The organism is Curtobacterium sp. PvP017, assembly GCF_054060195.1.
The window spans coordinates 255,690-281,631 of the sequence record NZ_JBSSCY010000001.1 but is presented as its reverse complement, the minus strand read 5'-3'; the positions used below and the strand labels follow the sequence as shown (position 1 = coordinate 281,631).

Genomic DNA, 25,942 nt, shown 5'->3' with positions numbered 1-25,942 from the left:
CGGCCACAGGGGAGTGGCGGGGCGCGCCTTGTAGGGTGTCATCGGCTCGCGGCACCCCGTGGGCCGAGCCACCGATCCGCGCCCGTGCGCGGCAGCTGCTGGAGGAACTCGCGTGACAGAGCGCAAGCCGGGAGTCGTGTCCGTCATCCTCGTGAACTACAAGGGCACGGACGACACCCTGACGAGCATCGCGGAACTCCGCAAGCAGGACTGGCCGCAGGACAAGCTCGAGGTGATCGTCGTCGAGAACGGCTCCGGTCCGGAGCACCTGGGTCGCCTGCAGGCGTCCGACCTCGACTTCACCCTGGTCGACGCCGGCGCCAACCTCGGCTTCACCGGCGGCTGCAACCTCGGCGTCGAGAAGTCCTCCGGCGAGGTCGTGGCGTTCCTCAACAACGACGCCCGCCCGGACACCGGTTGGGTGCGCGAGGCGATGGCCACGTTCGCGTCCGGCGCCGACATCGGTGCCGTGGCGTCGAAGGTCCTCGACTGGGAGGGCGTCAACATCGACTTCACCGAGGCCGCGATGACCTGGTACGGCATGGGCTACAAGCCGTTCGCCGGGTCGCCGGACACCGGCCGCTGGGAGAGCGAGACCGACGTCCTGTTCGGCACCGGCGCCGCGATGTTCATCCGCGCCGAGCTCTTCGAGCAGCTCGACGGCTTCGACGACCGCTACTTCATGTTCTACGAGGACGTCGACCTGGGCTGGCGGCTCAACCTGCTCGGCTGGCGCTTCCGGTACCAGCCGAAGTCGGTCGCGTTCCACAAGCACCACGCGTCGATGAACAAGTTCGGCGACTTCCGCGAGACCTACCTGCTCGAGCGGAACGCCCTCTTCACGCTGTACAAGAACCTCGGTGACGAGCAGCTCGCCGCCGCCCTGCCCGGCTCCCTGGCGCTCGCCGTCCGCCGTGCCGTGGGCCGCGGTGAGCTCGACTCCACCGAGCTCGACCTGCGGAACCCCGGCGACGACAGTGTCCCCACCATCCCGGTGCCGAAGACGAGTATGGCCGGCATCTACGGCGTCGACCAGTTCGTCGAGCAGCTGCCGTCGATGACCGAGTCGCGCCGTGCGATCCAGGCCACGCGGGTCCGCAGCGACCGCGAGCTCCTGCGCCTGTTCGGCAACCGCGACGAGCCCGCGTACCCGATCGAGAACTACCTGGCCGGCTACGACAAGATCGTGCACTCGCTCGGCGTGCTCGAGGTCGGCACCCGTCGTCGCATCCTCATCATCACGGGCGACTCGATCGGCGCGAAGATGGCCGGTCCGGCGATCCGCGCCACCCAGATGGCGAAGCAGCTCGCGTCCGAGCACGACGTGCGCGTGGTCAGCCTGACCCGCTCGTCACAGATCGACCCGTCGTACGAGGTCGTCACCGTGCCGCACCGCCACCCGCGCCAGATGGTCGAGCACGAGGGCTGGGCCGACGTCATCATCGTGCAGGGCCACGCGCTCCGGCTGTTCCCGGTGCTCGAGTCGACGAGCAAGATCCTGGTCGTCGACGTGTACGACCCGCTGCACCTCGAGCAGCTCGAGCAGGGCCGCAGCGACGACGTCGACCAGTGGAACCGCCAGATCCTCGACGCCTCGGACACGCTCAACCACCAGCTCGAACTCGGCGACTACTTCATCTGCGCGTCGGAGCGTCAGCGCATGTTCTGGCTCGGCCAGCTCGCCGGCTCCGGCCGGGTGAACGCGCGGACGTACTCGCGCGACGCCGACCTCCGCTCGCTCATCGGCGTCGTGCCGTTCGGGCTGTCCTCCACCCCGCCGGTGCACGACCAGCCGCGGGTCAAGGGCGTCGTGCCGGGCATCGGCAAGAACGACAAGCTCGTCGTCTGGGGCGGTGGCATCTACGACTGGTTCGACCCGATCACGCTGGTCCGTTCGATCGCGCAGCTCGCCGCCCGCCGACCGTCCGTGAAGCTCTTCTTCATGGGCGTGCAGCACCCGAACCCCGACGTGCCCGAGATGGACATCGTCGCGAAGGTCCGTGCCGAGGCCGACGCCCTCGGCCTGACCGGCAAGCACGTGTTCTTCAACGACTCGTGGATCCCGTACGAGGAGCGTGGCGCGTACCTGCTCGAGGCCGACGCCGGTGTCTCGACGCACTACGAGCACCTCGAGACCACGTTCTCGTTCCGGACCCGCATCCTCGACTACCTGTGGGCGCGCCTGCCGATCGTCACGACGGCCGGCGACTCCTTCGGCGACCTGGTCGCCGAGGAGCAGCTCGGCGTCGCGGTGCACGAGCAGGACGTCGACGGCCTGGCCACGGCGCTCGAGACGGCGCTCTTCGACAAGAAGGCCCGGGCCCGGTTCATCGCCAACGTCGACCGTGTGCGCGAGCAGTTCACGTGGGAGAACGTCCTTGCGCCGCTCGTCGAGTTCTGCCGGAACCCGATCCGCGCGGCGGACAAGTCGGTGCGCGACACCAGCACGAAGCTCGCGCCCCACACGATGCGCGTGCGCGTGCCGGACCGCAAGAAGCTCTCCGGCGTCCGCTACGACGTCGGGCGCGCGGTGCACTACTTCCGCACCGAGGGCCCGCGCAGCGTCGCGGGGAAGATCAAGCGACGCCTCGGCAACCGGTGAACCCAGCCGAGACGACGGCCCTCGTCGTCGTCCCGACGTACGACGAGGCCGAGAACATCCGCGCCATCGCCGACGCGATCCTGACGGCGTCGCCCGGTGTCCACCTGCTGGTCGTCGACGACGGCAGCCCGGACGGCACCGGCGACATCGTGCGGTCCCTGGCGGCCGCCGACGACCGGGTGCACCTGCTGCAGCGCTCCGGCAAGCTCGGACTCGGCACGGCCTACGTCGCCGGGTTCCGGTGGGGGCTCGAGCGCGGCTACCCGCTGCTCGTCGAGATGGACGCGGACGGCTCGCACCCGGCCGACCGGTTGCCCGTGCTCATCGACGCGGTCACCGCCTCGGACGACGTCCTGCTCGCGATCGGGTCGCGCTGGGTGCCCGGGGGATCGGTCGTCGACTGGCCGCTCCGCCGGCAGGCACTGAGCCGCGGTGCGAACACGTACGCGCGGCTGGTGCTCGGGATCCACGTGCGGGACATCACCGCCGGGTACCGGGTCTACCGCTCCGACGCGATCGCGCGGATGGACCTCGGGTCGATCGACTCGAAGGGGTACTGCTTCCAGGTCGACATGACGCTGCGCGTGGACGCCCTCGGCGGCCGCATCGTCGAGGTGCCGATCCGGTTCCGTGACCGCGTGCACGGGGTCTCGAAGATGAGCCGCTCCATCGTGGTCGAGGCGATGCTCCGCGTCACGCAGTGGGGCCTGCAGCGCCGCCTGGGTCGCCCCACCCGCCCGTAGCGCGCGAGCCCGCGCCCGCCCGCGCCCTCCCGCGCTCGCCGTGCGCCCCGCGTGCGGCCGTGCGCCCCGCGTGCGGCCCCGAGGTTCCGAGATCTTGGAACCTCGGCGCTCCCACCGCCGTTCCGTGGAACCTCGGTGACACACGGGCGGCGTGTTCTGGAACCTCGGTGATCTGCGCACGAGCAGGCACGGCGTGTGCGGCTCCGGACCGCGTGGCGTGCCGGACGGGAGGCCCGGGTCGGGCCCGCCACGGGCCTCCCGTCCGGCGCCCTGCCCGCTCACTCCCCCCGTTCGGTGAGCAGGAATGGTCGGGTCGCCGCGGCGGACTCGACCATTCCTGCTCAAGAAGCGCGCCGCGCCCCGCGCCGCGGCACCTACGCCCGCGGCAGGTGCCGGCGCCACGAGCGCCGCCGCGCCGCGATCACGAGCACCGTCACGAAGAACATCAGGCCCGCTCCGTGCAGCAGGTAGCTCTCCGCCGCGCTCGTCACCGCGAGGAGCACCAGCACCGCTGCCGGCCACACGTAGGCGACCCCGGGGAACGTCGTCGCCGTCACCCACGCCCGTGCGAAGGCCAGCAGCGCGGCGATGCCGAGGATGATCGTGCCCGCCACCCCGAGCTGCAGCCAGGCGTCGACGAACGCGTTGAGGCCCGAGGTGAACCGTGCGCCGGCCGGATCGATGAGCGTGACGTAGGGCACGACGGGCTCGGTCGGCCACGTCCCGACCCACCCCCAGCCCTGGATCGGGTACCGCTCGGTCAGGACCCGGATCTGCGACCACAGGTCGATGCGCGTCGCGGTGCCCCCGGCCGCGCCGATCTCGGCGAGCAGGCGGTGCCGGGCGAACACCGCCACCACCAGCGTGAGCAGGACCGCGGAGCCGAGGACGCCGTTGACCACCGGTCTGGTGGCGGGCCGCGCGTGCCGGAGCGACCAGAGGGCCAGGGCGGTGACGGCGAGGGCGATCATCGCGAGGCCCGTGATGGGGGACTGCACGAGCATGAGGGCGATGACGGCGAGGGCGGTCGAGCCGATCGCGCGCCACATGGTCACGGAGCGGGTGAGGAACTCGACGACGAAGGTGACGAGGGCCATCGCGGCGATGAAGCCCATGAAGTTGCGCGTCCCGCCGATGCCCTGGATCGGGCCGCCGTACGCGATGTCGCCGCGGATCCCGAAGGCCGGCAGCGGGACGTCGAGCACCAGTCCGGACAGCACCTCGAGCCCGAGGGCGACGACGAGCAGGATCCGGAACGCGTCACCGGACGCCCGGATCACCTGCACCAGGTCCCGCCCGAGGGCCAGGTACAGCCCGAGCCCGATGAAGCAGACGGTCTGCACGAGCCCGCGCAGGGCGACCCAGGAGTACTCGCTCCAGAGCACGCTCAACGCGCAGTACCCGACGAAGGCCAGCAGCGAGAGGGGGAGCACGCCGTGCCACTCGATCCGGTACCGCTGCCCGAGCAGGCTCAGCCCGGCGAGCACGAACAGCGTGACGAGCACGGCCCAGGTGCCAGACCGGCCGACCAGTGCCTGCACGGTCGGCTGCCCGAACCCGAACAGCACGATGACCGTCGCGAGCGCCTGGCTGAACCGTCCACCGGCCGAGAAGCCGATCCAGGCGGAGAGGTACCGGCGCCCGAGCACGTGTCTGCTCACCCGGCCGTCCGTCACGCGTCCATCTTGGCGTACGACCTTGTGACGAGCCGCCCGCATCGCGGAAACGCGGTATCGACGATCCGCGGTGTGGCGTCATCGACGATGCGCGATGCTCACCTAGCTTCACTGCAATGGACCCCCTGCGGAGGGCCGCCGGCCTGCCGCTGGTCGCGGTCGTCGTCGCCTTCGCCACCGCCGCGCTCGCCTGGTACCGGCTCGGTCCCGTGCCGCGCAACACCGTCTGGGCCGAGGACGGCGGGGTCTTCCTGCGGGAACGCATCGCCCTCGGCCCCGTGGACACCCTGCTGCACCCGTACGCCGGGTACGTCCACCTGCTGCCCCGGATGGTGGTCGACCTCGGCTACGCGCTGCCGACCGCCCGGTACGCCCAGGTCGTCTCGCTGTCGTCATGCCTGGTCGTCGGCGCCGTGTGCGCGCTGCTCTTCGTCCTGTCCCGCGACGTGGTCCGACCGTGGCCGTTCCGCCTGGTGCTCGCCGCCGTACCCGTCGTGCTGCCGCTCGCGCCCTACGAGATCAGCGGGAACGCCGCGAACCTGCACTGGTACCTGCTCGTGCTGGTGCCGTGGGTGTTCGCCCACCGCAGCCGGACCTGGTGGGGCGCAGCCGCGCTCGCCGTGGTGGCCGGACTCGCGGTGCTCACCGAGCCGCAGGCGATCCTCTTCACGCCGCTGCTCCTGCTCGCGTGGCCCCGGCGGCGCGCTGCGTCGGGAGGGGCCCGCCACGCGCGCCTGCTGCCGCTGCCCGTCACGGTCGTGGCGCTCGCCGCGGCCGCCGTCCAGGTCGTCACGACCCTCACCCACCCGCGCGACCTGACACCCGGTGCTCCGGCGTTCCGCGACGTGCTCGCCGGGTTCCTGCTCCGGCCCGTCGCCGGCGCGTGGGACCCGCACCTCGGCGAGGTGGTCGCCACGGTCGTGGAGCACGGCTGGGCGCCCGTCCTGGTGCCGGCCGGCGCACTGGTGCTGGTCCTGGCCGCGGGCGTCGTCGTCGGACCGCCCCGCAGCCGGTGGATGGTCGTCGCGCTGGCGGTCGCGTCCGGTGCCGTGTGGTGGGCGGCCCTGCTCGCGAACGACGGTGCCGGGCAGCCGTGGGCGGACCCCACCTCCGCCATGGCGGCGATCCCGCCGCAGCGCTACGCCGCGGCGTCCGGCCTGCTGCTCGTCAGTGCCGCGGTGGTCGCCGCCGCCGCGCTGGTGGATGCCGAACGGTGGTCGCGTGTCGCGCAGCGGACGGGAGGCACGGGTCGCCTCGTCGGGGCGCTGGTCGCCTGGTGCGTGGTCGCCGCCGTCGTCACGGCCGCCGTCCTGCACGTCGCGCCCGCGGACACCCGGCGCAGTGACGGGCCGGTGTGGGCGGAGCAGCTGCCCGCCGCCGCCGAGGCGTGTCGCGCCGACCCGACGGTCGAGGTCGTGCGGGTGCGGTCGAACCCGTGGTCGTCACCGGTCGCGTGCGCCTGGCTGTTCCGCTGACACCGGACCGCTGACCGCCGGCCGTCCGATGCTCAGCGCGTGGTGGCCCAGCGGAACTCGCGCTTCGCCGGCGGGGTGCGCGGGCCGTCGCCGGTCGAGGTCGGTTCCTCGCCGGTCAGGACGATCCGGGTCTTGATCGCGATGAGCGCGAAGAGCACCCAGTTCCCCTGGTAGAGCAGCCGGGACTCGGCGACGGACTGCACGAGCAGTGCGACGACGACGAGCAGCGGCAGGAGCGACACCGGGTCGAACGTGCGCGGACGGAGCGCGGCGTCGTAGCCGATCCGGGTCGCGCACGCCCACGAGCGCGACAGCGTCGTGACGACGTAGAGCAGGAAGAGGACGAGCCCGATGATGCCGGTCTGCATCCAGACGTCCAGGTAGGCGTCGTGTGCCTGCAGGTACGTGACGCCCTTGCGGTGGGCCAGATCGGCCAGGGTCGGGATGCCGGGCCACCAGTAGCCGATCCACCCCCAGCCGACGACGGCGTGCTGGTCGATGAGGCCGAGGACCTTCGCCCAGATCTCACCGCGTCCGGTCGCGTCGGTCCCCTTGCCGAGGAGTTCGGAGACGGGCCCCCGGAGCACGAACGCCGCGGCGGCGGCGACGACCGCGCCGACCGCGAGCAGCAGGTACCGCGGGGTGCGTCGCTCCGTCGGGACCCGGCGCATCCACACGGCGACCAGGGCGACGACGGCGACGACCAGCGCGGCCGCGATGACCGTGGACGAGCGGGTGAGCACGAACCCGAGGGCGGCGACCACGAGCCAGCCGGTGGCCCGCTGCCGACGCAACCGGCCCTCGGCGAGCTGCAGCACGACGACGATCGCGACGAGCAGCGCGACCATCGCCAGCAGGTTCGCGTTGCCGGGCAGCCCCTGGATGCGGCCGCCGGTGAAGAGCTCGGCGCGCGAGAAGTAGAACGCGTCCGGGATGTCGGCGTCGCCGTAGTCGGTCCAGATCGGCGCGATGGGGTGCCGCACGAACACGGCGACGACGGCCTCGAACAGGATCGAGAGCAGCAGCACCCAGCGGAGCGCGAGGCTGAGCGCGTCGAGGATGCGGCGCCAGGTCAGGGTGGAGGCGATCGTGAAGGCCACCGCGGCGCAGATCACCTGCACGGTCAGGCTCGAGATCGTCGCGAACCGCCAGTGCGACCAGACGACCGACAGCAGGCACCACGCCAGGAAGGCCCAGAGCGGCCAGGGGGAGCGCACGAGCGGCGGCTTCGCCCGGACCAGGATCGTGATGCCCCAGGCGGCCACGAGCGCCCACAGGATGCCAGCGCCGACCCAGGTGAGGGTGTTCGGCACCGCGTCGCCGGCGAAGAGCACGAAGATCGTGGTCGCACCGAAGGCGAACGCCTCGCGCTCGGGTACGGTCCCGCGTGCCAGCGGCCAGGTGTTCGTCACGACGTCAGGCTACCGGCGGCGGGCGGCCACGGAGTCCCCGGATCCCGCCGGTAGGCTCTCGCCCATGTTCCTCGGCATCACGAACACCCCCCGCGACTACGCCTGGGGCTCGGTCACCGCGATCCCCGAGCTCCTCGGTCGCACCGTCACCGGCGCCCCGCAGGCAGAGCTCTGGCTCGGTGCGCACCCGGGCAGCCCGAGCGTGGTCGTCAACCCGGCGATGGTCGGCGGTGCCGACACCCTGCTCGACTGGATCGCCGCCGAGCCGCAGGACGCCCTGGGCGGCGACCGCACCGGTCTGCCGTTCCTGCTGAAGGTGCTCGCAGCGGCCGCGCCCCTGTCCTTGCAGGCGCATCCGACCCCGGAGCAGGCCGAGGCCGGCTTCGCGCGTGAGGAACGCGAGGGCATCGCGATCGACGACCCGGCGCGCAACTACAAGGACTCGTTCCCGAAGCCCGAGCTCGTCGTCGCCCTGAGCGAGCGGTTCGAGGCACTGAGCGGCTTCCGTCCGGTCGAGGAGACCCTGGCCGAGGTCCGCGTGCTCGACGCCGGCAGCGGTCGGCTCGGTCCGCTCGAGGTGCACCTGGCGCACGGGCTCGAGGACACCGTCCGCTGGCTCGAGACCGCCGACGACTCCGCGCTCGCCGTGGTGCAGGCGGCGAGCGACCTCGCCGTCGCCCTCGACGACGACCTCCTCACCCCGAACACGGCCACGGTCCGCGACCTGGCGACCAGCTGGCCCGGCGACCCCGGCATCGTCGTCTCCCTGCTCATGCACCGGGTGACCCTCACCGCGGGGCAGGCCATGTACCTGCCCGCCGGCAACATCCACGCCTACCTCGACGGACTCGGCATCGAGCTGATGGCACCGTCCGACAACGTGCTGCGCGGCGGGCTGACGCCGAAGCACGTCGACGTGCCCGAGCTCCTGCACGTGCTCGACTTCACGGCGTACCCGGCACCGGTCCTCGAGCCCGAGCGACTGGCCCCCGGCGTGGACCGCTTCGCACCCGAGGGCGTCGGCTTCGCGCTCCTGCGCGTCGACGGCGACGGACGACCGGTCGGGCTGAGCACCGGCGGGGTCGCTCCGCTGTCCGGCCCGTCGATCGCCATCTGCACCGAGGGCGTCGTGACGCTCGTCGGCGCGACGTCCGCGACGCTGCTCCGCAAGGGCGAGTCCTGCTTCATCACGCCGGACGAGGGCGACGTCACGGTGGAGGCCGACTCGTCGAACGGCGTCACGTCGACGGTGTTCATCGCGACCGGCCACTAGGGGCACAGGCCGGGGCCCGGCGTGGAGCCGCACGCCCTGGCGCGGTCCCGCACACCCGCCCCGGGGCATCTCGTTCGTCCGCTAGCGTGGCGACCATGAGTTGGCTGGTCACCGGCGGTGCCGGGTACATCGGGTCCCACGTCGTCCGAGCACTGCGCTCGGCCGGCATCGACACGGTCGCGTTCGACGACCTCTCGAGCGGCTTCCGCGCGTTCGTGCCGGACGACGTGCCGTTCGTCGAGGGCACGATCCTGGACGGCGACCTCGTCGCCCGCACCCTGCGGGAGCACGACGTCACCGGTGTGGTGCACGTCGCGGGCTTCAAGTACGCCGGCGTCTCGGTCGAGCGCCCGCTGCACACCTACGAGCAGAACGTCACCGGCATGGCGACGCTGCTCCGCGCGATGGCCGAGAACGGCGTCACGAAGGCCGTCTTCTCGTCGAGCGCCGCGGTGTACGGCACCCCGGACGTCGACGTCGTCGTCGAGTCCACCCCGAAGGCGCCGGAGTCCCCGTACGGCGAGTCGAAGCTCATCGGCGAGTGGCTGCTGCGCGACATGGAGGTCGCCGCCGGCTTCACCACGACCTCGCTCCGGTACTTCAACGTCGTCGGGTCCGGCGAGCCCGACCTGTACGACGCCAGCCCGCACAACCTGTTCCCGCTCGTGTTCGACGCGCTGCTGGCCGGTCGCACCCCGCGGATCAACGGCGACGACTACGCGACCCCGGACGGCACCTGCGTCCGCGACTACATCCACGTCGCCGACCTCGCACACTCGCACGCCGTCGCGGCGCAGAAGCTCGAGGCGGGGGAGCCGCTCGAGCAGGCCTACAACCTCGGCAGCGGCGACGGTGTGAGCGTCCGGCAGATCATGGACGCCATGGCGAAGGGCACCGGGATCGCCTTCGAGCCGGAGATCGCGCCGCGCCGCCCCGGCGACCCGGCGCGCATCGTGGCGACCGGCGAGGCCGCGACGCGTGACCTGGACTGGGCGATGCGATACACCCTGGACGAGATGGTCACGAGCGCGTGGGAGGCCCGCCGCAGCGCCTCGTAGCGGCTGAGGACGTGTCAGTTGTCCCCCGGAACCCCGACAGAACGGGCGCGACACGCCCAGACGGGGGACATGACACGCCGAAGTGGTCACTGCCTTCTATGATCCGCGACTTGACTCAGGCGAATGACACCGCTGTAATTACAGGCAACGACTTCAATCGTTGTGGTCCCGTTATCGAGACGTCAGGGGTGATCAGGGTGAACGGTTCCGACTTCCACGCCGGAGTTCCGGAGGACTGGCACGTCGACCCCGTGGCGCTCGGCGTCCCGGGTGTTCGACGGCCGGAGACGGACGACGAGGAGAACCCGCTCGCGTGGCAGGTCGACTCGCTGTGCGCACAGACCGACCCGGAGGCGTTCTTCCCCGAGAAGGGCGGCTCCACGCGCGAAGCGAAGAAGATCTGCACGTCGTGCGAGGTCCGGGCGCAGTGCCTCGAGTACGCGCTCGAGAACGACGAGCGCTTCGGCATCTGGGGCGGTCTGTCCGAGCGCGAGCGTCGCAAGCTGCGCAAACGGGCGTAGTCGCGGTCCAGGCGTTCGCCTGACGTTCCCACAGGTTCACGGCGCGCCGCCGTCCGCAGCGGACGCCGTGCCTCCAGACCGTAGAGTGACGCCCGTCATGCAGCCCAGAGTCACCGCGATCCTCGTCGCCGCCAACGGAGCGGCCCACCTCGACCGGACCCTGGACGCACTCGCGGCCCAGACCCGCCACCCCGAGAACCTGGTGGTCGTCGACGTCGGGTCGACCGACGGCTCCACTGCCGGGCTCTCCTTCGGCGGGTCCGCCGAGCTGCTGCGTCTGCCGGCCGGACGCCCCTTCGGCGAGGCCGTCGCCCGCGGCGAACGCGAGGCGCCGCCCGCCGTCGTCGACGAGCCCGTCGACGAGTGGCTGTGGCTGCTCGGGCACGACAACGCACCGTCCCCGACCGCGCTCGCGGACCTGCTCTCCGCCGTCGAGATCGCGCCGTCCGTCGTCGTGGCGGGTCCGAAGCTCGTGTCCGACGACGACCCCTCGCTGATCCGCGCGTTCGGCGAGAGCATGACGCGCTTCGGCCGCTCGATCGGTCTCGTGCAGGACGAGCTCGACCAGGGCCAGCACGATCGGCACACGGACGTGCTCGCGGTCGCCGCCGGCGGCATGCTCGTGCGCCGTTCGGTGTGGACCGAGCTGTCCGGCTTCGACCCGGCGCTGCCGGACGTCGACGCCGCCCTCGACTTCTGCGTCCGCGTCCGCCTGGCCGGGCACCGCGTCGCCGTCGTCCCCGGCGCGAAGGTCACCACCGCCGGTCCGATCGAGGAGTTCGGTCGCAAGCGCGTCTCCGAGGCCCGCCGCGTCCGCATGCACCGGCAGGCACAGCTCCACCGCCGGATGACCTACGCGCCGGGCGGGCTGCTCTGGCTGCACTGGCTCACCCTCGTCCCGTTCGCGGTCGGCCGGGCGATCGGCCACCTCGTCGCCAAGCACCCCGCGGCGGTCGTCCCGGAGCTCGCCGCGGCGTTCGCGGTGGCGTTCGGCGGCGGCACCGGTCGGGCGCGCAGGAACCTCGCCCGCACGAAGAAGCTCGGCTGGGCCGCCGTCGAACCGCTCCGGGTCAGCTGGCGTCGGGTGCACGAGCACCGGACCACCTCGCGCGACGTCGAACTCGCCCGCGTCGAGGACGCCCCGATCGCGCGGGCGTCGTTCCTCGGCGACGGCGGGATCTGGGTCGTGCTGGCCGCGGCGGTCCTGAGCGTCGTGACGCTCTACCCCCTGCTCGGCTCGCCGGCGCTCACCGGCGGCGGCCTGCTGCCCCTCAGCACGACCGTCGGCCAGCTCTGGCAGAACGTCGGCTACGGCTGGCACTCGCTCGGCACCGGCTTCACCGGTCCGTCCGACCCCTTCGCCGCCGTGCTGGCGGTGCTCGGTTCGATCGTGTTCTGGTCGCCGTCCACGTCGGTCGTGCTCGTGATGCTCGTCGCGTTCCCGCTCTCCGCCCTCGGTGCCTGGTTCGCGGTCCGCAAGGTGACGACGCGCAAGTGGGTGCCGGTCATCGGCGCCGCGCTCTACGCCATCGCCCCGGCCCTCGTCGGCGCGGTCACCACCGGACACCTCGGTGCCGTCATCGCGCACCTGGTACTGCCGTGGTTGTTCGTCGCCGTGCTCGAGGCGCACCGCTCGTGGGCGTGGGCGTCCGGCGCCTCGCTGCTGTTCGCGGTCGTGGCGGCCTCGGCGCCGTCCTTGCTGCCGGTCCTGCTGATCGGGTGGCTGGTCGCGCTCGTCGTCGGGTGGCGCCGAGCGCACCGTCGGGCCTTCATCCCGGTACCGACCGCGGTGCTCTTCCTGCCGCTCGTCCTCGCGCAGGTCGCGCGCGGCAACGTCCTCGCGGTCTTCGCCGACCCCGGCGTTCCGTCGGCCACCCGTGCGCCGTCCGCGCTGCAGTTGGCGATCGGTCAGCCACTGCCGGACTGGAGTGGGTGGCTGCCCGCCACGTCCGGGCTCGCCGCCGTCGGCACGTGGCTGCCGATCGTGATGGCCGTCCTGGCCGTGCCGATCGCCGCCGCCGCGATCGGCGCGATGCTCGGACACCGCTGGGCCGTCGCCGGCTCGGCGCTCGTCGTCGCACTGCTCGGCTTCGGCACCGCGTTCGCCGCCACCCACGTGACCGTCACCGGCGTCGGGTCGACCACCACCATCGTGTGGCCCGGCAGCGGGCTGTCGGTGTACTGGCTCGCGATCGTCGTCGCGGCCTGCATCGGCATCGACGTGCTGCCGAAGGCCGCACCGGTGACGGGACTCGTCGCGACGGTGCTCGCCGGCGTCGCGGTGGCCCCGGCCTTCGCCGCGTTCTACCTCGGCAACGCCGCGATCCAGCCGACCACGGGCCGGGTGCTCAGCGCCTACGTGAACGCCGAGGCGCAGGCGAACCCCGACGTCGGCACGCTCGTCGTGGTGCCGCAGGACGACGGGTCGCTCGCCGTCGCACTCGAGCGCGGTCAGGGTGCCACCCTCGACGACCAGTCGACCCTCGACGCCACCGCACTCCGGCTGAGCGAGTCCGGCGCCCGCCTCGCGACGCTCGCCGGCAACCTGGCGAGCCGCAGCGGCTACGACCCCCGGCCGGCGCTGCAGGAACTCGGCATCAGCTTCGTCCTGCTCGACGACGCCGGCGACGACCCCGAGGCGCAGAGCGTGCACGACCGGGCCGCGGGTGCGATCGGGCAGAACGCGCTCTTCACGAGCATCGGCGAGACCACGAACGGGCAGCTGTTCCACTACGAGGGCGACGTCGACCGGACCACCACCGGGTCCGCCGCCGCCCGTGCCACGCACGTGCTGTACCTGGTCGTGCTCGGCGTCGTGTTCGGCGCCGCCGCCCTGCTCGCCGTGCCGACGGCCCCGCGCCGCCGCCGGGCCACCTCGAACGTCATCGAGGCCGAGGAACCCGCGACCACCTTCGACGAGGAGCGCGACGAATGAGCACCACCACCGGCTCCGTCCGACGCTGGGTCGTCCGCGGCACCGCGACCGCGATCGCCGTGGTCGTCGCCGCCGGCGCCGTCACCGCTGCGCACGCCTACGGCACCGCGGCCGAACCGGGTCGCCCGGCCGGCCGGACCGTCACGCCGGTCCCCGCCGACGCCGAGCGCGTCTGTGCCGGCAGCGCCCTGCGACTGTCCGACGACTCCGGCAACGACGCCACCCAGGCGAGCACGGTCGGGTCCGCCACCGTCGCCACGGCGACGACCGGCTCGACCGTCGAGCGGTCCTCGCTCGACCCGTCGTCCACCGGCGGCAGCGACCCGCGGCTGCTCACGGCCCCCGCGGGTGACACCACACCGCAGGTCGCGGGCAGCAGCTACCAGAGCGTCTCCAGCGGCGACCTGGTCGGTGCCGGGGCGGCGTCGTGCGACGACCCCACGCAGTCGACCTGGCTCGTCGGCGGCTCGACCGAGACCGGGCGCACCAGCCTCGTCACCCTGTCGAACCCGACCGACGTGAACGCGACCGTCGACCTGGCGATCTACGACGGCACCGGCACGGTCAGCGCCCCCGGCACGACCGGCATCGTCGTCGCCCCGAACACCCAGAAGGTCGTCCCGCTGTCCGGCTTCGTGTCCGACCAGGGATCCACCGTCGTGCACGTGTCGTCCTCCGGCGGGCAGATCGTCGCCCACATGCAGGAGACCGTCGTCCGCACGCTCACCCCCGGCGGCTACGACATCGTCTCCGGCGGCGCCGCGCCGTCACGCTCGCAGGTCATCCCCGGCGTCGTGCTCGCCGGTGCGCAGGAGGCACAGCGCGGCGACGACACCGCGGACGCCGCCCCCGTGGTCCGGCTGTTCGTCCCGGGCACGGAGTCGGCACGCGTCACGCTCGGCATCACGACGGCGGACGGCGGCGGTACGACCGTGAACGCCACCGCCGAGCCCGGGGTGGTGACCGACGTCGCGCTCGACGACTTCCCGGACGGCCGGTACTCGTTCACCGTCACGTCGACGCAGCCCGTCGTCGCCGGTGCCCGCACGACCTCACCGACGGCCGACGGCAACAGCGACCTCGGCTGGTTCGCCTCGGCCGAGCCCCTGGGCGACGAGGTCATCACCGCGGTGGCTCCGGGGGAGGGCGTCCGGATGAACTTCGTGAACCCCACGCGTGAGGACCGTGCGATCACGATCCGCTCCGGCGACGAGAAGCGCACCATCCAGGTGCTGTCCGGCGCGACGGCGACCATGCCGGTGCAGACCGCGAAGCAGCTCTCGATCTCCGGGGCCGAGGGCGTCGTGGCGGGCGTGACCTACCGCGGGGACGACGGCATCGCCGGGTTCCCGGTCCGTCCGTCCACCCAGGTGTCCACGCCGGTGCGCGTCTACCCCTGACGGTGACGACGGTGCGGCGCCTCCGGGCGCCGGGTCGTCACCAGTGGCGGTAGCGGTCCGGCGCCAGGTCCCACGGGTCCTTGCCGATCAGCTCACCGACGGCACGGAACACGGCTGTCTCGATGATGATCCGCCGGTCGGCGTCGTCCTTCTCGGGGCTGCGGTTCACGCGCTCGACGGGGATCCGGAACACGGTGACCCTGCGGGTGTCGCGGTCGATCCGCCACCGGGGCATCGCATCGGGCAGCGTCGCGTCGGTCGGCATGTCGGCCACCTGGAACACCACGCCCGCCAGTTCGTCGGGCCACAGGCCGATCAGGTAGTGGGCGCTGTCGCCGACGATGCGGTCGAACGCCTCGGCGCGGGTGGTGATCGGCGCGAGCTCGGGACCGGTCACGCTCGACCGCCCGCCGCGTCCGTGCCGGGACCGTCCTCGACCGCGGTCGACCGGGGTGACGAGGCGGGGCTTGCGACGCATCCCCACATCGTACGCGTGCCGTCGTCGCTCCTGGTCGCTCCGGTCGCTCGTGCGCGCTCCGCTAGGCTCCCTGACGACATGGACGTGAGGATCTGCAGCAAGGTCGCGTGCGCCGCGAGCGCTTCGGCGACCCTGACGTACGACTACGGCGACTCCATGGTCGTGGTCGGGCCGCTCTCCACGCGGGTCGAACCGCACGGCTACGACCTCTGCGCCCGGCACGCGGCCGGTCTGCGCGTCCCGCGCGGCTGGCAGGTGGTGCGGCGCGAGCCGCTGCAGCGCGAGGCCGACTGACGGCTCGCGTCCGCGACGCACCAGCGGTGGTGGACGGGAGGCCCGTGGGACGTGACCGACGTCGGCTGGGGACCCGCGCCTCCCGGCATGGAAGACTGATGGGCATGCCCACCGAAGCCCAGACCGCAGCACCGTACCGCGTCGCCGACCTCTCGCTCGCCGAGGCGGGCCGCCACCAGATCCGCCTCGCCGAGAACGAGATGCCGGGCCTGATGGCCCTGCGCGAGGAGTTCGGTGCGTCGCAGCCGCTGGCCGGCGCGCGCATCGCCGGATCGCTGCACATGACGGTGCAGACGGCCGTCCTGATCGAGACGCTCGTCGCCCTCGGTGCGCAGGTGCGCTGGGCGAGCTGCAACATCTTCTCCACGCAGGACGAAGCCGCCGCGGCCGTCGCGGTCGGGCCGACCGGCACGCCGGACGCACCAGCCGGCGTCCCCGTGTTCGCGTGGAAGGGCGAGACGCTCGAGGAGTACTGGTGGTGCACCAGCCGCATCTTCGACTGGACCGCCGAGGCCGCTGCCGTCGGAGCCGACTGGGCCGGTCCGAACCTGATCCTGGACGACGGCGGTGACGCCACCATGCTCGTGCACACCGGTGCCGACGCCGAAGCGGCTGGTGCTGCTCCCGTCGCCGGCGCCGACGCGAGCGCCGAGTGGAAGATCGTGCTCGACACCGTCGCCGCGTCGCTCGAGACGTCGGACGACCGCTGGACCCGCATCGCCGCGGACATCGAGGGCGTCACCGAGGAGACCACCACGGGCGTGCACCGCCTGTACGAGCTGTCGCGGAACGGGCAGCTGCGGTTCCCGGCGATCAACGTCAACGACTCCGTCACGAAGTCGAAGTTCGACAACAAGTACGGCATCCGCCACTCCCTGCCCGACGGCCTGAACCGGGCGACCGACGTCCTGATGGGCGGCAAGGTCGCGTTCGTCGTCGGCTACGGCGACGTCGGCAAGGGGGCGGCCGAGGCGCTGCGCGGCCAGGGCGCCCGCGTCATCGTCAGCGAGGTCGACCCGATCTGCGCGCTGCAGGCCGCGATGGACGGCTACCAGGTGGCGCGACTGGCCGACGTCGTCGACACCGTCGACATGGTCATCACCTGCACGGGCAACCTGGGCGTCGTGGGCGTCGACGAGATGCTCGGGCTGAAGCACCTGGCCATCGTCGCCAACGTCGGGCACTTCGACAACGAGATCGACATGGCCGGCCTCGAGTCGCTGCCCGGTGTGGAGAAGGTCGAGATCAAGCCGCAGGTGCACGAGTGGCGCCTGCCGACCGGTCGGTCGATCCTGGTGCTGTCCGAAGGGCGGCTCATGAACCTCGGCAACGCCACCGGGCACCCGTCGTTCGTGATGAGCAACTCGTTCACGAACCAGGTCCTGGCGCAGATCGAGCTGCACACCCGTCGTGACGAGTACCCGACCGGGGTCTACGTGCTGCCGAAGCACCTGGACGAGAAGGTCGCGCGCCTGCACCTGGGCGCCCTCGGAGTGGAGCTGACGGAGCTGCGTCCCGAGCAGGCGGCGTACATCGGCGTCCCGGTCGAGGGCCCGTTCAAGCCGGAGCACTACCGCTACTGAGCGGTCGCGCCAGCGCCGCGCCTCAGCGCGGGAACCCCGGCGGCCGCGCCGACGCCGACGCCCCCGCCGCGGTGAGCACGGCGACGCGGGAGCGCAGCGCCTGCACGTCCCGCCCGCGCCGCAGCACGACGACACCGGCGAGGAACACCTCGGCGGGGACCGGCGGCACCGGGTGGGCGAAGGCCGCGACGTCCGCGGCCAGCGCGCGGGCGGCGGACTCCCGGAGCTCGGGGCGCATGACGGCGGCCCCGCGGAAGAACGCGCCGAGCCGGTTCTCGAGCCGCTGCGGCAGCGCCGAGACGTCCGCGACCGTCGCCCAGGCCGCGAGCTCCGGCGGCAGCACGACCTGGGGGTCGCGCTGCTTCGGCAACCGCTCGTGCTGCACGACGGTGCCGGCGAGCAGGTCCCCGAGTCGCCGTGGACGACTGCCGAACAGCGCGACGAGCAGCGCCACCGACCCGAACGTCATCCACAGTTCGAACAGCCCGACGAGTGCGCGGGTGAACGCGTGCCGGAACCCGATGGCACCGCCGTCGACGCGGACGACCCGGGTGCCGACCGCGTACCGCCCGACGCTGCGGCCCCGCGTCACCGTCTCGACGGCGGCCGGCACGAGCACGAGCACGGCGACGAACAGGGCGATGCTCAGCGCGGCGCCCCACGCGTCGTCGACGCCGCTCGGCCAGAGCCGGGACACCCCGAACACCAGGAGCAGGTACAGGACGAGCAGGCACACCCCGTCGAGGAGGGCCGACGCCAACCGCAGCACGAGTCCGGCGGGCTGCACGTCGAGCGCGACCGCCTCGCCGACCACGAGCTCGTCGGCGGTCTCGTCGAGGGCGAGCGAGAACCGGGCATCGGCGAGGTCGCGCGGCGTGCGGGGCTTCGACATGGGATCATTCTGTCGGAAGTCGGCCGACACGAGGGGGAACACGTGGACCTGGACGCCTACGCCGAGGTGCACCGCGACCGGTGGCAGGAACTCGACCGCCTCGCGCGCGCCCGACACACCACGGGTGCCGACGTCGACGAGCTCGTCTCCGGCTACCAGGCCGCCGCGACGGACCTGGCCCGCATCCGCGGTGCAGCGCCCCGCACGGCGACCGGTGACCGGTTGTCCCTCACGCTGTACCGCGCCCGTCTGCGCTTCACCGGCACCCCGGTCGACCCGCTCACCGCGGTCGCCCTGTTCTTCACCCGGCACCTGCCCGCTGCGCTGTACCGGATCCGCTGGGTGACGATCTGGGTGGCGCTGGCGACGGCGGCGATCGGCGCGATCGTGGCCGTGTGGATCACGACGACGCCGGGGGCGACGGCGACCTTCGGGACGCCGGAGGCGCTCCGCCAGTACGCCACGCAGGACTTCGTCGACTACTACTCCGACCACGGCCTCGGCGCGTTCACGGCGCAGGTGTGGACGAACAACGCGTACATCGCGGCGACCATGGTCGCGTTCGGGATCACGGGCGTCTTCGTGCCGTTCTCGATCATGCAGAACGCCGTCGGGCTCGGGGTGTCCGCCGCGATCATGCACTCGCAGGGTCGCCTGGCCGACTTCTTCCTCTACATCGCCCCGCACGGTCAGCTCGAGCTGTACTCGGTGTTCCTCGCCGGCGGGGCGGGCCTGATGATCTTCTGGTCCTGGGTGGCGCCGGGTCCGCACCGCACCCGCGCGCAGGCCCTCGCCGAGGACGGCCGAGCACTGATCACGATCGCGGTCGGCCTGACGCTGACCCTGCTGCTCTCCGGCCTGGTCGAGGGCGTCGTCACCCGCCAGGACTGGCCGTGGCCGGTCAAGATCGGCATCGGGACGGTCGCGCTCGCCGCGGTCCTCGCGTACCAGTGGGTGCTCGGTGGTCGTGCGTACCGCGCCGGGGAGCGCGGCGACCTCGACGAGTTCGAGCGCGGCACGTCCGCGCTGGTCGCCGGGTAGCGGCGGGTCGGTTCAGAGCCGGCCCGTGGCCTTCGCGCGCAGGTAGGCGTCCGCCACGAGCGGCGGAACGTCCTCCGGTGCGCCGCGGACCACCTCGGCGCCGGCACGTCGTGCGACGTCGGCGACGCCGTCGGCATCGAGCAGCGTGCGTTCGGCGGCGGCCCGTCGGTACACGTCGCGCTCCGCGCCGGTGGGGAGGCCCGGCACTCGTCCGCCCCGCGCCGTCCGGATCGTCGTGGCCGGGTCCACCCCGCCGCGTGCGGTCCGCTGCACCGCCGGGTCCTCGATGCTCGTCACGACGACGGCGTGCCGCCGGGTGAGCCGGGGCAGCACCGCCAGCAGGTCACCGGAGGCACCGACCGAGTCGAGGCTCGACGCCAGGACGACGAGCGCTCGGGACGTCGTGATCGAGTCGACGAGCGCCGGCACCGCGGACCAGTCGGTCGCGGCGAGTCCGGGTTCCGCCATCGCGAGGGCCTCGCCGAACCGCTGGACGACGTCGGTGCGCGTGGCACCGTGCACGCGGTCGTGGATGCTGTCGTCGAGGACCGCCAGGTCGACCCGGTCGCCGGCGGCCGCAGCCAGGGCGCCGAGGAGCAGTGCGGACTCGATGAAGGTGTCGAGGCGTGGTTCGTCCGCGACCCTGCCGGCTCCGGCACGTCCGGCGTCGACGACGACCACGACCCGGCGGTCGCGCTCGGGACGCCAGGTGCGGACCACGAGGTCCTGCCGTCGGGCGGTCGCCCGCCAGTCGATCGAGCGGACGTCGTCGCCCCGGACGTAGTCGCGCAGTGAGTCGAACTCGGTGCCGTGGCCGCGGAGCTGCAGGGTGGTCTCGCCGTCGAGCTCGCGCAACCGGGCCAACCGCGACGGCAGGTGCCGTCGCGAGCGGAACGGCGGGGTCACGACCAGTTCACCCGGAGCCGCCACCACCCGCTGTCGAGCGGCGAGACCGAGCGGACCGAAGGCCCGGACCGCGACGCCGGCGGTGCGTCGGCGGCCGCGGCGGAACGGGGTGAACCGCATCCGTGCCGTCCGTCGTTCACCCGCGGGGACCGTCATCCGGATCCGGCGCGGCCGGTGCCCGGCGGAGGGTTCCCACATGTCGCGGACGATGCCCCGGAGCACCCGCCCGCCGTCGTTCGCGAGCACGAGCGTGCCGTCGGCGGTGCTGTCGCGCCGGGCCAGTCGCGGCATGCGCCGTTCGATGCGCACGCGTGTCAGGTCGGCGGCGAGCAGGACGTCGAGGGCGGCGGCGAGCAGCACGACCACGACCCACGCCAGACCGGCCCACCCGCTGGCGAGCAGCACGGTGGGCACGATCGCGACGGCGAGCAGCGCGACGAACCGGCCGGAGACCGCCACTAGATCGGCACCCGCACCTGCTCGAGCACCTGCTGGAGCACCCCGTCGGCGCCGACGCCCTCGAGCTCGGCGTCGGCGGCCACCCGGAGCCGGTGCCGCCAGACCGGCAGGGTCATCGCCTGCACGTGGTCGGGCGTGATGGCGTCGTAGCCGGTGAGCCACGCCCAGGCCTTCGCCGCGGCGAGCAGGGCCGTCGCACCGCGCGGGCTCACCCCGACCCGGACGGACGGTGCCTGGCGGGTGGCGCGGGCGAGGTCGACGATGTACGCCAGCACGTCGTCGCGGGCACCGACGGCACGGACGGCGCGCTGCGCGGCGAGGACCTCGTCGACGCCGACCACGGGGGTGATGCCGGCCGACCGGACGTCTCGCGGCACGAAGCCGTCGGCGTGCCGGCGGAGGACCTGCCACTCCACGTCGCGCGGCGGGATGTCGAGCGTCAGCTTCATCAGGAAGCGGTCGAGCTGCGCTTCGGGGAGCGTGTACGTGCCCTCGAACTCGATCGGGTTCATCGTCGCGGCCACGAAGAACGGGTCGGGCAGCAGCCGGGCGTCGCCGTCCACGCTGACCTGCCGCTCCTCCATCGCCTCGAGCAGGGCGGACTGGGTCTTCGGGGGCGTGCGGTTCACCTCGTCGGCGAGCAGCACGTTGGTGAAGACCGGGCCCTCGCGGAACGGGAACGTCCCGGTGGAGGCGTCGTACACGAGCGACCCGGTGACGTCGCCGGGCATCAGGTCCGGCGTGAACTGGATCCGCTTGGTGTCGAGCGACATCGCGGCGGCCAGGCTGCGGACGAGCAGGGTCTTGGCGACGCCGGGGACGCCCTCGAGCAGCACGTGCCCCTGCGCCAGGAGTCCGACGATCATGCCGGACACCGCGCCCTCCTGTCCGACGACGGCCTTGGCGACCTCGGCCCGGACGCGCCCGAAGGCGTCGCGCAGGCCGGCGTCGCCCGGGACGGGGTCCTGCCGGGGTCGGTCGTGCTGGTCGGGGACTGCTGGCAGGTCGGTCACGGTCGTGCTCCTGGTCGGTCGTGGTCGGTGCTGGGACGGTCGCCCGAGGCGGATCGTCGGACGGCCCGTTCGAGGTCGTCGAGTGCCCTCGTGCCCTCGACGAGGGCGCGGTCGTCGGTGGTCGGACCGCCGACGAGGACGGCGCCGACGCGGTCGTGGGGGATGCCGGTCGCGCGGGCTGCGGCGCGCACGACGTCGTCGACGTGCGCGGAGCGGGGGAGCCCGAGCAGCCGACCGATCCGGCGGACCGCGGCGACGCGGAGGGTGTCCAGGGCGTGGGTGCGGTCGTGGGTGCGGGCGTACATCCGGGCCCGGCCCTCGGTGGTCTCGGCGGCGCGGACCACGACGGGCATCCGTTCGACGACGAGTGGCCCGAGGCGGCGGCCGCGCCACACCGCGGCGGCGACGGCGACCAGGGCGAGCAGCGCGATGCCGCTCGGCACCCACGGCGGCGCGAGCTCGCCGAGCGTCGGGGCCGCGTCGGGTGCGCCGACGGTCGGTGTGTACCAGGTGAGGCGGTCGTCAGCCCCGAGCAGCCCGAGGGCGAGCGCGGCGTTCCCGGCGGTCGTGATCGTGTCGTTGCGGAGGGCCGACGTGGTGCCGACCAGGGTGACGTCACCGCCGGGCGTCGCCGCGCGGACGAGTCCCCAGGCCCGGTCGTCGCCGCTGCCGGACGGCGCGCACCGGTCAGCGTCGGGGTCGTCCACCGTGTAGCCGTACCCGTCGGTGGACACCCGCGCTGCCGATGCCGCGGCCGGGATCGCACACGACGCGGTCGACACGGTGTCGCCGCCCCCGGGCGCCGTCGCCGTCGTGACGTCGAGCCCGAAGGACGTGAACGGCGTGGAGTCGACACCCACCAGGACCACGTGCTCCGCGGTCCGGGCGATGCGCTCGGCGACCGCGGGGTCGAGGACCCCGTCGGAGTCGTCGACGAACACCGTGCCGCCGTCGATCCCGTCCGCACGGTCGGTGACCCGGACGGAGGTGCCCCGCTGCTCCAGGACACGGACCAGCGCAGCCGATCCGCTCGCCGTGGTGGACGTCGGGTCGAGCGGCCGGCGGTCCGGGCCCTCGGCGCCCTGGACCACGGCGGTGAGCACGGCGAGCACGAGTCCGACGACCACGATCGCGGCCCAGAAGCCGAACCGGAACCGGCGGCCCTCGGGCTGCTCCGGTGCCGGTGCGCCCGAGCGCGGCGTCGCGGTGGCGGTGCTGGTGCTCATGCCGGCACCTCCGGCCCCACGGACCTGGCCGGACGGGCCTGGCGAACGGCGTGCTCGGTGTCGAGGACCCGCCGGGCGGTGGCCTCGTCGGCGTCGAGCCCGAGGTAGCGGACGGCGTCGAAGGCCGTGGCGGCGCCGTCGAGCGCGGCGGCTTCGGCGGGGAACGGGACGGCTGCGCGGGCGGCGATGGTCTGTGCGGTGGCACCGGGGACGTCGCGGACGAGATCGCGCTCGCCGAGGCCGCGGGCGGTCGCACGGAAACCGTCGAGGACCGCAGCCGACCAGTCGCCCCGGCTGATCGCGGACCGGGCGGCGTCGAGCAGTTCACGGGCGGACCGGAGGTCGTCGTCGTCGAACACCCCGCCGGTGTCGTCCGTGCCGCTGCGTGCGCGACGTCGGGGGAGCCCGCGGGCGACGACCACGAGCACCACGACGGCGACGAGCACCACGATCGCGATCACCAGGGCGGTGCGGGCTGCGACGGGGGAGTCGAGTCCGTCGGCGCGGAGCGACCCGAGCCAGTCCAGGAACGTCCGTGACGCGCGGTCCCACCAGGTCACGTGGGCGCCGTCGTAGGCGGGCCGATCGAGTTCGCGTTCGAGCAGCCGGCGGGCCTCGTCGGGGTCGACCGCGGTCATGCGGTCCCGTCCGGCGGACGGTGCTGTCCCTGCTGCGGCGGGTGGTGCGGCCACGGTTGCTGCTGTCCGGGCCAAGGCTGCTGCGCCTGCTGTTGTCCGGGCCATGCCTGCGGGGGTTGTCCGGGCCACTGCTGCGGCTGCTGCTGGGCCCACGGCTGCTGCTGGGCCCAGGGCTGCTGCTGCCCGGCCCAGGGCTGCTGCTGCGGCCACGGCGGTCGGGCGACCGGTGCCGACGGAGCGAACGGGTCGGCTGGCTGCCCGGTGTCCAGGTGCGACGCGATGCGCTGGTCGAGGGCCTCGGTCCGGATCCGCCGGTCGATGGTCAGGAAGGTGACGACCGCCGCGCTCAGCACGTCGGTGATGCACTGCACGGCGATCGCGAGCAGGCTGCCGATGACGATCAGGACGAGGGCGCCGCCACCGATCCCCGATGACGCGTCGGTCTGCCCGAGCGGGTCGAACACCCCGCCGACGAGCACCGCCCCGATGGTGAGCGGCGCCGAGGCGATCGACGCCGCGACGCCGAACATCACCTGCACGAGCAGGAGGATGCCGAAGGTCCGCCAGAACGCACCGCGGGTCAGCCGCCACGACTGCGCGGCGGCGGCGAACACCGGTCGGCCCTCGAGCGCGATGGTCGGCACCGTGAAGGCGAAGCGGATGCCGAGCCAGGTCAGGACCACGCCGAGGCCGAGGACCATCAGGAAGACGGCGAGCACGAACCACCCGGCGCTGGCGTCCCCGGCGCCGAGCGCCGCGAAGAACGCGACGAAGACCACCACGACGACGATGCCGACGACGAGACCCGCGCCGATCTGCACGAACATCCACCCGACGACCGGCCACCGCCGCCCGGCGAGCAACGCCCAGAGGCCCCGGAACGTCGCACGGCGGCCGAGCACGCGCTGCCCGGTGTCCGCGGCGACGGGCGCGACGAGGAACCCGCGCCCGAGGTACGCCAGGAACGGCAGGCCGATCGTCAGCAGGATCCACAGCGTCACCGAGCCCGCGACGATCGTGTCGCCACCACCGTTGCCGTCGAACGCGGTCATCATCCGCGACTGCAGCGCCTGCTGGCCGAAGGTGCTGACGAGGGTGGAGAGCAGCCCGAGCACGCCGCTGAGCAGCACGCTCCAGAGCAGCAGGACGCGGGCGTTGCGGCGGAAGACCGTGAACGCGCCGCTGAGGACGTCACCCAGCCCGAGCGGGCGGAGGGGGATCACCGGACGCGAGCCGGACGGCTGTCGGTCGCCGGGCGGTCGACCCGGCCCCGGGGCGGGCGGTCGCGGCGCGGAGGAGTGGGGCGGGCCTCCCGGCTGCTCGTGCCCCTGCCACGGACCCTGCTGTCCCGCACCCTGCCGTCCACCGCCCGGCGTCTGCCAATCGGACATGACCTCGGCCCCCTTCGTCGTGTCGGTCCGCGCTGCGACGCGCGGTCCACGTCCATCCTGGCGGAAAACGCCGCGTGACGGGGCCTCGGCTATCGTGTGGGGACACGTGCCGACCCGGCACCACCCGCACGCCACACGGAGTCCACATCACATGACACCGCGCATCCTCGTCGTCGACGACGACCAGGCCCTCGCCGAGATGATCGGCATCGTCCTCCGCTCGGAGGGCTACGAACCCGAGTTCAGCGCCGACGGCAACGACGCCGTCGACGCGTTCCACAGCACGAAGCCGGACCTCGTCCTGCTCGACGTGATGCTCCCGGGCATCGACGGCATCGAGGTCTGCAAGCGCATCCGCGCCGAGAGCGGCACGCCGATCATCATGCTCACCGCCAAGAGCGACACCGCCGACGTCGTCCTCGGCCTCGAGAACGGTGCCGACGACTACGTCGTCAAGCCGTTCAACCCGAAGGAGCTCGTCGCCCGCATCCGCACGCGGCTGCGGCCGAGCGCCACCGACGCCACGGTCCTGCACGTCGGTGACGTGACCGTCGACGTCGCCGGGCACGAGGTGCGCCGCGGCGACACCGTCATCGCGCTCACCCCCCTCGAGTTCGACCTGCTCCGCGCGCTCGCCGAGAAGCCGAACCAGGTCTTCACCCGCGAGATGCTCCTCGAGCAGGTCTGGGGCTACCACTACAAGGCCGACACCCGCCTGGTGAACGTGCACGTGCAGCGCCTGCGCGCGAAGATCGAGCACGACCCCGACAACCCGAAGACCGTCACCACGGTCCGCGGCGTCGGGTACCGCGCCGGAGGAGCCTGACCACCGTGCCGCCCGCCCCGCCCGCCGGCACCGGTCCCGGCACGGCATCCGGTGCCGCCCCCGGCGCGGCCACCGTGTCGATCGGCGTGGTCGGCCGCGG

General features: G+C 73.1%; 21 protein-coding genes. 12 read left to right on the top strand and 9 right to left on the bottom strand.

Features of this window, described 5'->3' with window-relative positions; genetic code table 11:
• Positions 1-112: 112 nt before the first annotated feature.
• Together ACVKXF_RS01335 and ACVKXF_RS01330 are read left to right on the top strand one after the other, a co-directional pair.
• On the top strand, positions 113-2,602 hold the full coding sequence (locus ACVKXF_RS01335; protein WP_123313711.1) for a glycosyltransferase: 2,490 nt from the start codon (positions 113-115) through the stop codon (positions 2,600-2,602).
• Positions 2,599-3,345, top strand: a complete 747-nt coding sequence (locus ACVKXF_RS01330; RefSeq protein ID WP_123313710.1) for a polyprenol monophosphomannose synthase — start codon at positions 2,599-2,601, stop codon at positions 3,343-3,345. The genes ACVKXF_RS01335 and ACVKXF_RS01330 overlap by 4 nt, the downstream gene beginning before the upstream one ends.
• A 374-nt stretch (positions 3,346-3,719) precedes the next feature.
• Here the strand turns inward: ACVKXF_RS01330 and ACVKXF_RS01325 are convergent, their stop codons facing one another.
• Positions 3,720-5,006, bottom strand: a complete 1,287-nt coding sequence (locus ACVKXF_RS01325) for an O-antigen ligase family protein (protein WP_148061793.1) — start codon at positions 5,004-5,006, stop codon at positions 3,720-3,722.
• A 131-nt stretch (positions 5,007-5,137) separates the two neighbouring features.
• Here ACVKXF_RS01325 and ACVKXF_RS01320 point away from each other — a divergent pair, with 131 nt between their 5' ends.
• Positions 5,138-6,496: a hypothetical protein gene (locus tag ACVKXF_RS01320; RefSeq protein WP_456794610.1), complete on the top strand. Its 1,359-nt coding sequence runs from the start codon at positions 5,138-5,140 to the stop codon at positions 6,494-6,496.
• 32 nt (positions 6,497-6,528) lie between these two features.
• Here the strand turns inward: ACVKXF_RS01320 and ACVKXF_RS01315 are convergent, their stop codons facing one another.
• The gene (locus ACVKXF_RS01315; protein ID WP_456794609.1) at positions 6,529-7,908 is read right to left on the bottom strand and encodes an O-antigen ligase family protein; all 1,380 of its coding nucleotides are present in this window, start codon (positions 7,906-7,908) and stop codon (positions 6,529-6,531) included.
• A 64-nt stretch (positions 7,909-7,972) separates the two neighbouring features.
• Between ACVKXF_RS01315 and manA the strand changes: the two genes are divergently transcribed.
• From manA to ACVKXF_RS01290, 5 genes are all read left to right on the top strand, one after another.
• Positions 7,973-9,181, top strand: coding sequence for a mannose-6-phosphate isomerase, class I (manA, locus tag ACVKXF_RS01310; protein ID WP_456794608.1), 1,209 nt, complete (start codon positions 7,973-7,975; stop codon positions 9,179-9,181).
• A 95-nt stretch (positions 9,182-9,276) separates the two neighbouring features.
• Positions 9,277-10,239 carry a UDP-glucose 4-epimerase GalE gene (gene galE / locus ACVKXF_RS01305; protein ID WP_456794607.1) on the top strand — a complete coding sequence of 321 codons (963 nt, stop codon included), beginning with the start codon at positions 9,277-9,279 and terminating at the stop codon, positions 10,237-10,239.
• Between the two features lie 188 nt (positions 10,240-10,427).
• Complete coding sequence (locus ACVKXF_RS01300) at positions 10,428-10,760, top strand: WhiB family transcriptional regulator (protein WP_374114433.1); 333 nt, start codon at positions 10,428-10,430, stop codon at positions 10,758-10,760.
• A 97-nt stretch (positions 10,761-10,857) separates the two neighbouring features.
• Positions 10,858-13,695 (top strand): glycosyltransferase, encoded by a 2,838-nt coding sequence (locus ACVKXF_RS01295; RefSeq protein ID WP_340196398.1) that lies wholly within the window; start codon positions 10,858-10,860, stop codon positions 13,693-13,695.
• Positions 13,692-15,095, top strand: coding sequence for a DUF5719 family protein (locus tag ACVKXF_RS01290; RefSeq protein WP_123313704.1), 1,404 nt, complete (start codon positions 13,692-13,694; stop codon positions 15,093-15,095). Before ACVKXF_RS01295 ends, ACVKXF_RS01290 begins: the two co-directional genes overlap by 4 nt.
• A gap of 37 nt (positions 15,096-15,132) precedes the next feature.
• On the opposite strand, the gene ACVKXF_RS01285 is transcribed toward ACVKXF_RS01290, so the two are convergent.
• Positions 15,133-15,573: a metallopeptidase family protein gene (locus ACVKXF_RS01285; protein ID WP_111085978.1), complete on the bottom strand. Its 441-nt coding sequence runs from the start codon at positions 15,571-15,573 to the stop codon at positions 15,133-15,135.
• 78 nt (positions 15,574-15,651) lie between these two features.
• Between ACVKXF_RS01285 and ACVKXF_RS01280 the strand changes: the two genes are divergently transcribed.
• Positions 15,652-15,867 carry a DUF3499 family protein gene (locus ACVKXF_RS01280; RefSeq protein ID WP_123313702.1) on the top strand — a complete coding sequence of 72 codons (216 nt, stop codon included), beginning with the start codon at positions 15,652-15,654 and terminating at the stop codon, positions 15,865-15,867.
• A 104-nt stretch (positions 15,868-15,971) separates the two neighbouring features.
• Positions 15,972-17,450 carry an adenosylhomocysteinase gene (gene ahcY, locus ACVKXF_RS01275; protein ID WP_456794606.1) on the top strand — a complete coding sequence of 493 codons (1,479 nt, stop codon included), beginning with the start codon at positions 15,972-15,974 and terminating at the stop codon, positions 17,448-17,450.
• Between the two features lie 22 nt (positions 17,451-17,472).
• Here the strand turns inward: ahcY and ACVKXF_RS01270 are convergent, their stop codons facing one another.
• The gene (locus ACVKXF_RS01270) at positions 17,473-18,342 is read right to left on the bottom strand and encodes an RDD family protein (protein WP_123313701.1); all 870 of its coding nucleotides are present in this window, start codon (positions 18,340-18,342) and stop codon (positions 17,473-17,475) included.
• Positions 18,343-18,384: 42 nt separating this feature from the next.
• On the opposite strand from ACVKXF_RS01270, the gene ACVKXF_RS01265 reads away from it, so the two are divergent.
• A complete protein-coding gene (locus tag ACVKXF_RS01265; protein ID WP_340196401.1) occupies positions 18,385-19,383 on the top strand; it encodes a stage II sporulation protein M in 999 nt (332 codons plus the stop codon).
• Positions 19,384-19,395: 12 nt separating this feature from the next.
• On the opposite strand, the gene ACVKXF_RS01260 is transcribed toward ACVKXF_RS01265, so the two are convergent.
• From ACVKXF_RS01260 to ACVKXF_RS01240, 5 genes are read right to left on the bottom strand one after another with little or no spacing between them, the layout of a single operon-like run.
• Positions 19,396-20,748: a DUF58 domain-containing protein gene (locus ACVKXF_RS01260; protein WP_456794605.1), complete on the bottom strand. Its 1,353-nt coding sequence runs from the start codon at positions 20,746-20,748 to the stop codon at positions 19,396-19,398.
• Positions 20,748-21,752 carry an AAA family ATPase gene (locus tag ACVKXF_RS01255; protein ID WP_395872255.1) on the bottom strand — a complete coding sequence of 335 codons (1,005 nt, stop codon included), beginning with the start codon at positions 21,750-21,752 and terminating at the stop codon, positions 20,748-20,750. The genes ACVKXF_RS01260 and ACVKXF_RS01255 overlap by 1 nt, the downstream gene beginning before the upstream one ends.
• A 5-nt stretch (positions 21,753-21,757) precedes the next feature.
• The gene (locus ACVKXF_RS01250) at positions 21,758-22,987 is read right to left on the bottom strand and encodes a DUF4350 domain-containing protein (protein ID WP_456794604.1); all 1,230 of its coding nucleotides are present in this window, start codon (positions 22,985-22,987) and stop codon (positions 21,758-21,760) included.
• The gene (locus tag ACVKXF_RS01245) at positions 22,984-23,625 is read right to left on the bottom strand and encodes a DUF4129 domain-containing protein (RefSeq protein ID WP_456794603.1); all 642 of its coding nucleotides are present in this window, start codon (positions 23,623-23,625) and stop codon (positions 22,984-22,986) included. The genes ACVKXF_RS01250 and ACVKXF_RS01245 overlap by 4 nt, the downstream gene beginning before the upstream one ends.
• A complete protein-coding gene (locus ACVKXF_RS01240; protein WP_456794602.1) occupies positions 23,622-24,848 on the bottom strand; it encodes a glycerophosphoryl diester phosphodiesterase membrane domain-containing protein in 1,227 nt (408 codons plus the stop codon). The genes ACVKXF_RS01245 and ACVKXF_RS01240 overlap by 4 nt, the downstream gene beginning before the upstream one ends.
• 319 nt (positions 24,849-25,167) lie before the next feature.
• Here ACVKXF_RS01240 and mtrA point away from each other — a divergent pair, with 319 nt between their 5' ends.
• A complete protein-coding gene (gene mtrA / locus ACVKXF_RS01235) occupies positions 25,168-25,842 on the top strand; it encodes an MtrAB system response regulator MtrA (protein ID WP_123292246.1) in 675 nt (224 codons plus the stop codon).
• The last annotated feature ends 100 nt before the right edge of the window (positions 25,843-25,942 follow it).